The 12,408-nt window shown below is 65.6% G+C and carries 11 protein-coding genes; 4 read left to right on the plus strand and 7 right to left on the minus strand.

From position 1 onward, the window contains the following. Positions 1 to 110: 110 nt before the first annotated feature. The 3 genes from ACL9RL_RS02185 to ACL9RL_RS02195 all read right to left on the minus strand — a co-directional run bounded on the left by ACL9RL_RS02185 (position 111) and on the right by ACL9RL_RS02195 (position 4,236). A complete protein-coding gene (locus ACL9RL_RS02185) occupies positions 111 to 1,508 on the minus strand; it encodes a hypothetical protein (protein ID WP_422778570.1) in 1,398 nt (465 codons plus the stop codon). Further along, positions 1,505 to 2,596 (minus strand): hypothetical protein, encoded by a 1,092-nt coding sequence (locus tag ACL9RL_RS02190; protein ID WP_422778571.1) that lies wholly within the window; start codon positions 2,594 to 2,596, stop codon positions 1,505 to 1,507. Before ACL9RL_RS02190 ends, ACL9RL_RS02185 begins: the two co-directional genes overlap by 4 nt. Before the next feature lie 131 nt (positions 2,597 to 2,727). Then, positions 2,728 to 4,236 (minus strand): DUF2142 domain-containing protein, encoded by a 1,509-nt coding sequence (locus ACL9RL_RS02195; RefSeq protein ID WP_422778572.1) that lies wholly within the window; start codon positions 4,234 to 4,236, stop codon positions 2,728 to 2,730. Positions 4,237 to 4,440: 204 nt separating this feature from the next. On the opposite strand from ACL9RL_RS02195, the gene ACL9RL_RS02200 reads away from it, so the two are divergent. The 3 genes from ACL9RL_RS02200 to ACL9RL_RS02210 all read left to right on the plus strand — a co-directional run bounded on the left by ACL9RL_RS02200 (position 4,441) and on the right by ACL9RL_RS02210 (position 7,949). Then, on the plus strand, positions 4,441 to 5,511 hold the full coding sequence (locus ACL9RL_RS02200) for an NAD-dependent epimerase/dehydratase family protein (protein WP_422778573.1): 1,071 nt from the start codon (positions 4,441 to 4,443) through the stop codon (positions 5,509 to 5,511). A 43-nt stretch (positions 5,512 to 5,554) separates the two neighbouring features. Then, on the plus strand, positions 5,555 to 6,802 hold the full coding sequence (locus tag ACL9RL_RS02205) for a hypothetical protein (protein WP_422778574.1): 1,248 nt from the start codon (positions 5,555 to 5,557) through the stop codon (positions 6,800 to 6,802). 85 nt (positions 6,803 to 6,887) lie between these two features. Continuing rightward, on the plus strand, positions 6,888 to 7,949 hold the full coding sequence (locus ACL9RL_RS02210) for an acyltransferase family protein (protein WP_422778575.1): 1,062 nt from the start codon (positions 6,888 to 6,890) through the stop codon (positions 7,947 to 7,949). Here ACL9RL_RS02210 and ACL9RL_RS02215 read toward each other — a convergent pair. The 4 genes from ACL9RL_RS02215 to ACL9RL_RS02230 all read right to left on the minus strand — a co-directional run bounded on the left by ACL9RL_RS02215 (position 7,879) and on the right by ACL9RL_RS02230 (position 11,097). Next, entirely contained in the window at positions 7,879 to 8,277 is a 399-nt protein-coding gene (locus ACL9RL_RS02215) for a DUF2304 domain-containing protein (RefSeq protein ID WP_422778576.1), read from the minus strand. The genes ACL9RL_RS02210 and ACL9RL_RS02215 overlap by 71 nt on opposite strands. Continuing rightward, positions 8,274 to 9,008: a glycosyltransferase family 2 protein gene (locus ACL9RL_RS02220; protein ID WP_422778577.1), complete on the minus strand. Its 735-nt coding sequence runs from the start codon at positions 9,006 to 9,008 to the stop codon at positions 8,274 to 8,276. The genes ACL9RL_RS02215 and ACL9RL_RS02220 overlap by 4 nt, the downstream gene beginning before the upstream one ends. Positions 9,009 to 9,077: 69 nt before the next feature. Then, positions 9,078 to 9,974, minus strand: coding sequence for a glycosyltransferase family 2 protein (locus ACL9RL_RS02225; RefSeq protein ID WP_422778578.1), 897 nt, complete (start codon positions 9,972 to 9,974; stop codon positions 9,078 to 9,080). An 85-nt stretch (positions 9,975 to 10,059) separates the two neighbouring features. Then, the gene (locus tag ACL9RL_RS02230) at positions 10,060 to 11,097 is read right to left on the minus strand and encodes a glycosyltransferase family 4 protein (protein WP_422778579.1); all 1,038 of its coding nucleotides are present in this window, start codon (positions 11,095 to 11,097) and stop codon (positions 10,060 to 10,062) included. A gap of 178 nt (positions 11,098 to 11,275) precedes the next feature. On the opposite strand from ACL9RL_RS02230, the gene ACL9RL_RS02235 reads away from it, so the two are divergent. After that, a complete protein-coding gene (locus tag ACL9RL_RS02235) occupies positions 11,276 to 12,301 on the plus strand; it encodes a glycosyltransferase family 2 protein (RefSeq protein WP_422778580.1) in 1,026 nt (341 codons plus the stop codon). Positions 12,302 to 12,408: the final 107 nt, after the last annotated feature.

Raw genomic sequence — 12,408 nt, forward strand, 5'->3', positions numbered from 1 at the left:
GGCTCCTCGTCAGTGTGCTGTTGCGCTGGTCGGCCGTGTGATCAGGCAATCTTATGTGTGGTCGCACCGCCCAGCCTGGTGGAGGGTACAGCCCAGAACGGTGCCGGTCGTCAGTGGACGACGATGATCGTGCCGAGAAGGACGTAGATCACGAGCACGATTCCGAGTCCGAGGAGGATTCTGCGCTGGATCGTTCCGCGGAACAGCAGGGCAATCGTGAGCAGGAAGAGCCCGACCAAGTTCGCGCCGTACCGTGCGCCCAGGTCCGTGTATTCCCCCACGGAGAGAGTGAACATAACGGCGAGCGCCGGGCCTGCGAATATGGACGCGAGCAATGCGGTCTTCGCAGCGACGCTGCGTGTCCCGGTCACCGTGCGAGACCATACGAGACCGATGACCCCGGCGAGACACAGCCAGCCGAGACCTGCACCGATCGCGACGAGCGGATAGAGCCACCGGTTCACGGCGCCGATCTCATTCACTCCGGTGAGGAAGACCGATGGGACGAACGTCCAGATCTGCGTCACGAGGTCGTGCCAGAGCATCGGCCTGCCCTCCCCGAATTCCGCGGGAGCTCCGACTGCGGAAGCTGCGACGACGCGGAGCCAGAGCAGTTGTGCCGTGAGCGCTACGACCGTGGCGACGAGCGGACCGGTGATCAGTGAGATCGGACCGCGTCCACGGACGGCCGCAGCCCACGCGGTCTGGTCTCGCCAGGCGGCACGACGTTCAGCGCTGCTGAGCGTACGAACGATCGCATACACGAACACGATACCGATGGACACTGCATTGACTGATTTCAGGAGGAGTGCGACGGTGAACAGCGGGACGATCCACCAGGCATTCAAGCGTCCTCTGGCGACACGCTCGATAGCGATGACGACGACTGTGCCCACCAGCACACCGGTGACGTCGGTCGAGACGAAGGTATAGGTCCACCAGACGAACGGGGTCGCGAGGAACAGCAGTCCGACAGCGATCGTCGCGGTCGCCGGGACACGGTACATCCGCAACAGCGCGGCGATCGCGAGGACGGTTGCGACGAGCCAGATGGTGCCGGTGAACCGTGCGGCTTCGAGCAGGCTGATGCCCGTGACGGCCTGGATCGCGGCAGCAATCGTCCAGGTCGGTGCGAAATACAGCGGGGTGTAGAGCTGCGCAGTCTGGATGCCGCCGAACGGGAAGGCGGCTCGGTCGAACGAGCCTGCCCCGCAGAGATCGGGTGAGACGGTCGAGCCGAACGCCTGCAAGCCGTGGCATGCCATCCAGTTCATTGAGAAGTCACCGATCGGTTCTCCGAGATGCAGGTAGCCCTGCGTCGGGAATTTCACGAGATAGTCGAGGTACATCCACTCGTCGAAGGGGCTCAGCGCGAGCGAATGACTCGCGGTGACACTCACTCCGAAGACCACTGCCGTGATGGCGAGCACGACATACACGAGCCGGTAGGCGTCGCTGCGAGTGAGAGTGGTGAGGGCGGACCTTGTCCGTTGCGCTACCGCGTTCATGAAGAAACCACCGTCCAGATGACGAGTGACGCGAACAGCGCGCCTGTGAGGGAGATGAGGACGATGTTGACGACGCGTTGCCGCGCAATCATCGCAGCTGCGATGAGGAACATCGGAACGAGGGAGCCGACGGTCAGGCCGGTGAGGCCGAAGTACGCGTGTGTGAGGCGCGCCAAGCCGAGGCCGGCGACTGGCCCACCGAACAAGGCGACGGCGAGAATCGCGCAGAGGACGGCGTTCCATCGGCGTTCACGGAGCAGGACGACCACGGCGGTGATGATGCCGGCCGCGCACAACCACCACAGTCCGACGGTGATGGAGTAGTGGAACGGAAACGCGAGGGAGATGCCGCCGCTCGCACTGTTCGACAGGATTCCGCCTTGGAAGGGCAACCCGAACAGCATGGCGATTTCGGGGAGCGTCAGTGGCCTGGTGGTGAATCGCTGCGCGACGTCGGGCTCCATCAGGATCGACAACGTCACGAGGGCGATGGCTGCACCGAGAATCGTCATGCCGAGCACGCGGATTGACTGGAACACGCTCTGCGCGCTGTTCCTGAACGGGGGGAACAGCGCAAGGACGGATGCCCCCAGCAGCACGAAGACGCCGATGACATTCGTGGCATTCACCGCGATGGCGATCGCTGCCATGATTCCCGCCCAGTAGGAGGGTAGCGCTCCCGCGATGCAGCGCTGTGCGACGACGACGATCGCGATGCCGACGAGCGGGTTCAGGGCATACGGCGAACCGGGTCGGAATGCCTCCCATGCGAGCGGCGAGACCACCCAGAGCGAGGTGAGCGCGAACGCCGCGACACGACTGGGGCTGACGGTGCGGATCACCGTGAAGAGAGCGAGCGCGGTGAGAGCAGCCCACAGCGTCGCCGTCACAGCATTGGGATTGAGCAGTGCGCCGAGGGACGTCGCGTCTGATCCCAGATAGTGAACGAACGTGGTCGGGTCCACGGTGTCTTTGCCGGTCAATGCCCGAAGGATCACGAGGAGCGCCTGGCCGACCGGGAGGATTGCGAGCATCCACCACGGGTCGCGGATCAGTGCGGTCTTCAGCGGGCTGCTTGTCAGTTGCATAGCTTCTTTCAACGCGTGGCACCGCAAGAGAGGTTGGGTCGGCGCGATCCCAAACAGCATACTTGCCGGTGGTCTGAGTGTTCGTCTGGCAGGGACCTGTGTCCCCATTGCGGATGGTTGTGCGGTGCGGGTCACCGTCGGCGTCCTCCCTGGTGAGGGAGGACGGCTCCGTCGATCTCATCGGTTGTGGCACGCGCAGCCGACCGGACGACCGCGAACCACCCGGCAGCGCTGGCGGCGGCCAACGCGATGGTGAGAGCAGCCCAATGCACGGGCGGGTGCCATTGCGGAGCCAGAATCAGATCGATCGGTGAACCTGTCGACCCCACGACGAAACGAATCGTCATCGCGATGAATGCGAGTATCTGGCCGATGCAGAGGAGAACGGCCGCGGTCAGCACCAGCCGCTGGACCGGAGCCGTGAAAGCGATGCGCTCGGAACGGTCGATGGCGTACCCGGCGATGAGCAGGGTGCACAGGAACGGAGCGAGGAGATATCGTCCCTGCCAGATGAATCCGTACTCGGCGTAGGCGGAGGCCTGGATGAACGGAGGGACGACGACCATGACTGCGATCGCTCCGAACAGGACCCGGCGGGCGAGTCCAGCCGCGACGTATGAGGCCGTTGCGAGCAGCGCGAGTACAACGGCGGCCCATGCGGCACCTGTGAAGGCGGGCAAGGGGACCGTGCCCCAACCGAACAGTCCGATGAGGCCTGCCGAATAGTCGGCCGTGCGGACGAGAGTGACGGCTGCGATGAACAGCCAGGTGATGGGGTCGGCGGCACTCGCGGTGGGCTCCGCAGCGAATTGCGGCGGGTTGCCGAACCAGACGACCGTCACCGTTCCGACGGTGGCAGCTGTTCCGGCCGAAACCCATGCTGCCGGGCGGGCCAGGACATCGCGGAGCACACGCCTGTCCGCGAGCAGGAGCGCTGTTCCGATGATGAGCACGGCCCACAGCAGCCCGATGCTGCGCCCGGACACGAGGAAGGTCATCGCGACCACCGAGATGCATCCCTGGTGCCACAGCCGTCGCCCGGGAGAAGCGGTGCGGAGCGATGCGAGCAGCGTTGCGAAGAAGGCTCCAGCCGCCGCCGCTTCGACGCCGTTCGGATTGATCGATCCTCCGAGCGATAGCAGCATCGGTGTTACGGCGACGGCGGCGCACATCACGGCCCAACGAGAGCGAGGCAGTCTGCGCAACTGAACGAACATCACGGCGAGCAGCGCGGCGCACAGCACCGAGTTCAACGCGCGCATGGCGATGAAGGCCGTCTCACCGTGGAAGAGAAGTGACGGGAGCCCCACGATCGCGTAGTAGACGGGACTGTTCAGTCCGGCGGTCGTGCCCGTCGTCACGTTCCTCTGCGGATCGCCCTGCAGAGGGACCTGGCAGCCGGCGCTCACCTCGGGACGGAATGCGAAGCAGGGGAGTGCGTGCGCAGCGGCGATTGATGCCGGCACCAGGGCCTCGCTCTGGGTCGGCTGCTCCGAGTGCGGGGTGCGACCGAGTTGTCCACGGACGACGGCAGCCGCACGGATCGCGTGGGACGGTTCGTCGGGGACTGCCATCAACGGCGATCCGACGGCCCAGATCAGCATGGGTGCGAGCGTCGCGAGGAATGAGACGATCAGCATCAGACAGGCCGTTCGACGAAGGTCTGGAGAAGTGTTCGACATGCTTCCGTTCTCGTCTCGGGTGGCGGCAGCTTGGGGCAGTCGGTGCCATTCTGTCATTCTAGATGGTGAACGATCGGGTCCTCGTCGCTGCGGGCGACGGACAATCGCTGGAGTCGCTCCTATACTCGGTGGGTACGTCTTTTGCGAATAAGAGGAGCCTCGATGACTGCACAGCCCGCACTCGGGACCGTGCTCGTGACGGGCGGGGCCGGCTTCATCGGCTGCGCGCTGTCCCAGCAGCTTGCCGACCGCGCCGAGCGCTGGATCGTGATCGACAAACTGCACCCGCAGGTCCACCCGACCGCGGATCGTCCCGCCGATCTCCACGCCGCCGCCGAGCTCGTGGTCGGCGACGTCACGGACCCGGCGGTCTGGGACGCAGTCCTCGCCGATGTCCGGCCGGACGTCATCGTTCACCTCGCCGCAGAGACCGGGACTGCTCAGTCGCTCCACGAAGCCACCCGGCACGCTGAGGCGAACGTCGTCGGCACCACCGAGATGCTCGACGGTCTGGGGCGCGCAGGTCAGGTTCCGCCGCACTTCGTGTTGTCCTCCAGCCGCGCGGTCTACGGTGAGGGACAGTGGAAGCGCACCGACGGCACGGTCTACGAGCCCGGTCAGCGTTCACACGCGCAGTTCGAACGTGGCGAATGGGACTTCCCCGACTCGACGCCGCTGCCCAGCCGTGCCGCCGTCACCATCCCGGCGCCGACGAGCGTCTATGGTGCGACCAAATTGGCCCAGGAGCACATCATCTCCGCTTGGGCGGGCGCTCACGACGCCAATCTCACGATCCTCCGCCTCCAGAACGTGTACGGACCGGGGCAGTCGCTCATCAACTCCTACACCGGCATCGTGTCGTTGTTCTCGCAGCTCGCGATGGACGGTGGAACCATCCAGATCTACGAGGACGGCCGAATCACGCGCGACTTCGTCTTCATCGAGGACATCGCCTCGGCTTTCACCGCCGCCATCCTGGCCGGTCCGACCGCGTCGGTGTCTCGCTACGACATCGGGTCCGGCGTCGGTACGACGATCCACGAGCTTGCGAACAGCATCGCCGAATACCACGGAGCACCGGCGCCGACCATCAACGGCGCCTATCGCGACGGAGACGTGCGGCATGCCGAGTGCAGCATCGAGGACTCGCTCGCAGCACTCGACTGGAAGCCGGAGTGGGATGTCACCCGTGGCGTCGCTGCGCTGCAGGAGTGGATTGCGGCCCAGCGATAGCGACGTTGCGCCCGAGGCTGCACGCCGCGGGCCCAACGGCGCTGTGCTCATCCTTGCCGCCACGGCGATCGGCGGTGGGGCAGGCTATGTGCTGCAGGCGTTCGCCGGGCCGACGCTCGACACGAAGCTGTATGCACCGTTCTCGGTGTTCTGGTCTGCGCTGTACCTGTTCGTGAGCGCGCTGTCCGGCCTGCAGCAGGAGGTCACCCGGGCGACGAAGCCGGTCACCGTCGGTGTATCCGCACCCGCATCCGTCAGTCACGGTCGAGGTGCGCTCCTGCGGAACTTCTCCCTCCTGACGATGCTCGTCGTAGCGGCCTTGGTCGCAGGTTCCGCGTGGCTGTGGGTGTCGACCGTCTTCCCTGTCGGTGGATGGTCCTTCATCCCGCCCCTCGTGCTCGGGCTCGTCGGATACGTCGCCGTCGCCGCGATCTCGGGCGTTTTCTACGGCCTCTCGTTCTGGGTGCTCGCGGCGATGATGACGGTCGTCGACGGGCTGTTGCGGCTGGTCATCGTCGGGACGCTGCTCTTCCTCACCAAGGACACCGTTGTGCTCGCCTGGGGTGTCGCCGCACCGTTCGCCCTCACCCCCGTGATCGTGTGGCTCGTCGCCAGATCGTCGGTCACCGGACGGTTCTCGCTCGACGTCGGTCCTCGGGCCCTCACCTGGAACGTGGCCAGGACGATCGTCGCGGCGACAGCCACCGGAATCATGGTCAGCGGCTTGCCGCTCGTCATCCAGTCGACCGGCGCAACAGGTACGGTCGACGACTTCGGGGCGCTGACGTACGCGATCAATCTGACGCGTGCGCCCATCGTGATCGTCGTCCTCGCTCTCCAGAGCTACCTGGTCGTCACGTTCCGGGCACACGCCGACGCCGTCCTCGGATGGGTGTTGCGGCTCTCAGCCGTGGTGCTCGGGGGGTCGCTCGTGCTCGCGTTCCTGGCGTGGTGGCTCGGACCGTGGGTGCTCACAGCGCTCTTCCACCGCGAGGACGTCCTGCCGGCGCTGACGCTCGGACTGCTCGTGGCGACCGCGGGCCTGGTCGGTGTCTTGTGCGTGACCGGAGCAGCTACCCTCGCCCGATCCCAGCACAGTTCGTTCACGGCCGGATGGATCGTTGCGGCGATCCTGACGATCATCGTGCTGCTCTTGCCGCTCGGGCTGCAGGAGCGGACACTGCTCGCGATGACCCTCGGCCCGGTCGGCGGCCTGGTGGTCCATGGCATCGCCCTCACCCGCAGGTCCGGGCGAGGCGCTGGCGGATCGGTGCCGGAACCGATTTCCTGAGTTGCGCATTTTGGCCTAGGGTGGTCCGAATGTTCACGACAAGTGTTGGAAACATCTTCCAGTACCGCGCGACGGCGAGGCGGGCATGACGGGGAACAATTTCGCGGCCCTCCGAATCGCGGCAGCGCTCGTGGTCCTCATCCGCCACTCGCTCATCATCCTGGACGACAACATCTCCCCGTTCGGGCCGATCACGTCCGACGATGTCCCGGCTCTCGGACTGTGGGTGTTCTTCGTGGTATCCGGCTTCCTGCTGCCGGCAGCCTGGGAGCGCCGTCCGCACCTGGGCAAGTACATCTCCGCCCGTGTGCTGCGCATCTTCCCCAGTCTTGCGGTCAGTCTGCTCGTGATGGTGCTCGTGATCGGGATGATTGCGACGACTCTCGAACCCATCGAGTTCCTCAAGAACCCGCGCACGGCATACTTCCTCGCCGACAACCTGACCCTGTTTCCCAACTACCTGCTCCCGGGCGTCTTCGAGGCCAACCCGTATCCGGGCGCGGTCAACGGTGCACTCTGGTCGCTCGGCCCGCTGTTCTTCCTGTACCTGATGGTGCCCGTCATCGGGATGTTGCCGTGGCGCGTCGTCAAGGCCTCCCTCTGGACGGCTCTGCTCGTCTTCTGTTTCGTCGCTCCGGGATGGGATCCGATCGAAACCGGGTTCGATGTCTGGGGCAACTACCTCTCGGACATCATGCGTGTGGCGGCATTCTTCTGCGCGGGAGCGGCGATTCGGGAGTGGCGGGTCCCGATGCGCGGGTCTGCCGCGCTCTTGGCGGCGTCAGCACTCGCGATCGTTATGGTCGTCGTCCCAGACGCAACTTGGCCTGTTGCCCATCTGACCGTGCCCTACGTGCTGATCTACGCCGGAACGCGCTCGACACCGTTCATCCGACGCGCGGGACGCTTCGGCGATCCGAGCTATGGCATCTTCCTGCTGAGTTTCCCCGTGCAACAGCTGCTCATCCACGTGAACCCTGAACTCGACTGGATCCCGAGCATCCTGTGCACGGTCGCGATCTCAACCGCGTTCGGCTACGCGCTGTGGTGGTTCGTGGAACAACCGATCGTGTGGATCAAGCGTCGGCCGGGCCGGAATGCGGCTCGTTCCGCGGTGCTGCGCGAAGGGCCGCTTCCAGTTCGGTGATCCGCAGGTCCTGCAGCGCAGACTCCTCGGCGAGCGTCCGGGTCCGTTGCTCGAGCGTCGTCAGTTCGGAACTGTGCTGAATGCTCACGAGGAACAGGATGAAGAGGCTGACGAAGAACACGAGGTTCGTCGGGATCTCGATCCCGATCGCACCAGCGGCCCAGGTGAGGACACCGGGGAAGACGCCGACGAGGAGTGCGAGGATCCCCGCAACCATCCACCACACCGCGTGACGTTCACGGAGGCGGCGGCGTCTGAGCATCTCGATGACGACACCCAGGGTGATGACTGCGCCGACGATGCCGAGAATGTACGAGCCGAGCGTCATGCGGAGACCTCCGTATGGAGCGCGACCGGTGGCCGGATGAGCGCGAAGACGAGTGCGATGGCCGCGCGAGCGAGGTACGTGGCGGCTTTGACCGGGTTGTGTGACGGGGTGCCGCCTGCCCTCGGGCGCATGGCGACCGGGACCTGTCGGATGACGCACCCTGCCCGCGCGGCGATCACGAGCGATTCGATCGTGTCGCCGAGGTACTCGGCCGGATAATGCTCCGCGAACAAGCGGACGGCGCGTGGTCCCGTTGCCCGGAAGCCACTCGTCGTGTCGGTCAGCTTCGTCTTCGCCACTCGGCTGAGGGTGCCGGAGAGGACGACCATGGCCCACTTCCGCGGGCCGCGCACCTCGTAGTCGCCTTCACCGGCGAAGCGTGCGCCGAGAACCAGGTCCGCTGTTTCGAGTTCTTCCACCAGACGCACGACCCCGGCAGGGTCGTGCTGGCCATCCGAATCGACCTGCACCACGTTCGTGAAGCCGTTGTCGAGCGCATATCGGAACCCCGTGCGCATCGCGCCGCCAACCCCGAGGTTGAACGGAAGCTCGGCGACGACCGCACCCGCGGATCGTGCCTCCTCCGTCGTACGGTCGCTCGAACCATCGTTGACGACGAGGACGGCGACGCCAGGGAGCTTCGTGTGCACTTCGCGAACGACGGCGGCCACTGAGGCCTCCTCGTTGAAAGCAGGCATGACGATCAGTGTTCCGTGGAGCGATGGCGTCATAGCTGGAATCCTAGCAATCGTGGGTGCGCGCGCCGAGAAAGCGCACCGCGTCCAAGCGACTTCATCCCGTCAGCGGCCGGTCGTGCGGGCGAAGACATGCTCGACGAGCGCTCGTCGGCCGTCGTGATTGCCGGCCTTGATCGCAGCGGGGATCTCGCTCAGTGCGTTCGCCCTCGACGTCCAGTGGTTCTGTGCGGCGTGCGAGGCCTTCGACCAGCCCATCGAGCGGAGGTCGCGCGCCGCTTCGGCGAACAGCGTACGCTCCTGCTTGAACTTCGAACCGTCCGGCCCGGTCACCGCGGAGACGCTCGACGAATGGCGCCGGTAGGTGAAGCACTCCTCGTCGTCGAGGACGAGGCTTCCGCCGTCCTTGATGATCTCGAGCAGCATGGCGAGGTCCTGGACGACGTCGAGGTCGAGCCTGAACTCGTGCTTGCGGAGGGCTTCGACGCGCCACACGAGCGAGGGGAAGTAGGTCCAGTTCCCGCGGAGAAGGCTCGTCGCAAGTCGCTCGCCGCTCCAGACACCGGCGCCCTTGACCGGAAGGCGGTACCAGGACTTCACCCGGTCGGCCAGCGGGTAGGAACGCTCGCCATTCTCGTCGATGACGGCGACTCCCGGCTGGATGATCGACGCGTCGGGGAACTGACGGATAAGTTCGCCGACGCGGCGGACGTAGTTGGGCAGCAGCACGTCATCGCAGCCCAGGATGACCGAGAATTCCCCGCTCATGAGCGTGACGCATTTGCGATAGTTGCGGCTCGGCCGCAGGTTGACCTCGTTGCGGATGTAGGTGATTCGTTCGTCGCCGAGCGACTGGGCCCATTCGCCGGGTGCGAGGTCGGGGTAGACGTCGTCGACGATCGTCAGGTGCCAGTCGGGGTCGGTCTGGGCGAGCACGCTGTTCACCGCCGCTTGGAAATGGTCGAAGCGGCCGTAGAAGGGCATCATGATGTCGAGCGTCACCTGGACACGGTAGCAACCTTCTGACCAGCGGCGGAATCGGCGGCACTCGTATGCCAACGGTTCCGGGTATCCAGAACGCGTCGAACTAGGCGAGCACGCTCCGGAACGCATCGAGCGTGTGCTCGGCGGTGGACGCCCAGGTGAATTCAGCCGCCCGCTCGAGTCCGAGGCCGCTCATCGTGGACGCGAGGCCCTGCTCGGTCACGATGCGCGTGATGCCGGCGGCGATCGCGGAGGGGTCGTGCGGATCGACGTAGAGCGCGGCATCACCGCAGACCTCGTGGTGCACCTCGATGTCGCTGACGAGCACCGGGAGGCCGACCATCATCGCTTCGAGCGGCGGCAGGCTGAAGCCTTCGGCGAACGACGGGACGGCGAGCGCCGTCGCGCGGGAGTAGAGGTCGCCCAGTTCTTCCGCCGTGAGCCACGAACGGAGCTCGACGAAGTCGTGCAGCCCTGTTTCCTCGACGATCGCCGCCAGCGGGTCCTCACCGTGGCTGCCACCGATGATGAGGCGAGGGCGGATCTCCTCTGGGACGAGGGCGAGTGCCCGGATGAGCCCGTCGAAGTTCTTGTGGGGCCGACGGTTGCCCGATGCAAGCAGGAACGGGTGGTCCGTATCGGGAGTGCGTGCTGCGACGTCCGGGGCGGTCCCTGCGAGGGCTATCACGTCGACGTGGTCGGCGGCGACGCCGAGATACTTCACGATCTCGCGCTTCGACACCTCGCTGATGGTGATGATGCGCGAGGCGGTGGAAGCAACGCGTCGCTCCATCCACTTCACCGGTTTGGTGAAGAGCGGGGTGCTCATCAGCTCGGGGTGGCTCCAGTAGAGCATGTCGTGCATCGTGACGACCAGCGGGACGCGGGTCGACGCGGGTCCGAGCGTTGCGGGGGAGTGGATGAGGTCGGCTCCAGCTGCAACAGCTCTTCCTGCGATACGCCAGAGCTCGCCGATCGCCCACTCGACGCGCTTCTCCCCGCTGATGCCGGTCTCGACGATCTCGCCGGGGAACCAGGACAGGTCGAGTTTCGCGCCTTCCGCGCTCACCAGTCCGACGAAGGTGAATTCACTTCCGGATGCACCGATAGCACGGTAGACCTCACGGGTGTAGGTCTCCATTCCGCCTTTCGTCCCCGTGTACGAAAGAAGGTCAACAGCAACGAGAGGCATGCAGGTGAGCATACCGACTGTCAACCGACGTCCGCCGAGCACCTCCCGATCGCGGAACCATCCAGGGCGGCCGGGGACCGGTCGGATACACTCGTGCATGGTTTCGAGCGGTTGAAGGGGAGAGCTGATGAGCGATGTGGACGGTCGAACGGCCGTGCCTGTCGACGCTCGCGTCTCAGTCGCCTTGTGCACCTACAACGGAGCGGCGTACATCGCCGAACAACTCGCCAGCATCCTCGCGCAGACGATTCTGCCCGGCGAGATCGTGGTCAGCGATGACGGTTCGAGCGATACGACCGCGGAGATCGTCACCGGTTTCGCGCAGGCGTCCCGGGTGCCGATCACCCTGCGGCTGAACGTCAAGCCGCTCGGTGTGACGAAGAATTTCCAGACCGCCCTGCAGTCGACGAAGGGATCGCTGCTCGTCCTGTCGGACCAGGACGACCGTTGGCACCCCGACCGGCTCGCGCGGGCCGTCGCCCGTTTCGACGCGGACCCGAGTCTGGCCCTGTTGTTCAGCGACGCCCGGTTGGTCGATGCGGTCGGAGACGACCTCGGGTTCAGCCTGCTGCAGTCGCTCTCCATCGGAGAAGGCGAACGGGCTGCATTCGCTCCGGGGTCCCGCAGTTTCAACACGTTGCTGCGCCGCAACCTCGTCACGGGGGCGACCACGATGCTCCGCCGTTCTCTCCTCGAGGACGCCGCACCATTTCCCGAACCGTGGGTGCACGACGAATGGCTTGCAATCATCGCGGCTGCCACGGCCCGGGTCGGGCTCCTCGATGAGCAGCTCATCGACTACCGACAGCACGGGGCGAACCAGATCGGCATCGTGGAGCCGACGCTGCGTTACAAGTTCGCGCGCCTCACCGCCCCAGGCCGTCAGCGCAACCGTGACATCCAGGCTCGGGTCGAGGGACTCATCCCCAGGCTGGAGCAGTTCGGCTCCAGGGTGAGGCCCGAGGACCTCGCGTCTGCTCGACGGAAACTCGACATCGAACGGTTCCGCGCCGAGTTGCCCGCCGCACGGTGGAGACGTATTCTCCCGGTGCTCGGACGAGTTCCGCGTGGCGAATATCAGCGCTACACGAGTCAGGGCGTCCTGGACGTCGCCCGTGACCTCCTCCAGCGCGAGCTCCCATCCGCTGAGTAGCACGTGCACCGGGCGTCGACGCGGCTCTGCCAGGTCTGGTATCCGGCCTGAGTGAACGGTGCGAATGTCGATATGCGGCACCTGTATGCTCCTCTGGTCGGGGTTCG

The organism is Plantibacter sp. Mn2098 (genome assembly GCF_049319745.1).
Taxonomy (GTDB): Bacteria; Actinomycetota; Actinomycetes; order Actinomycetales; family Microbacteriaceae; genus Plantibacter.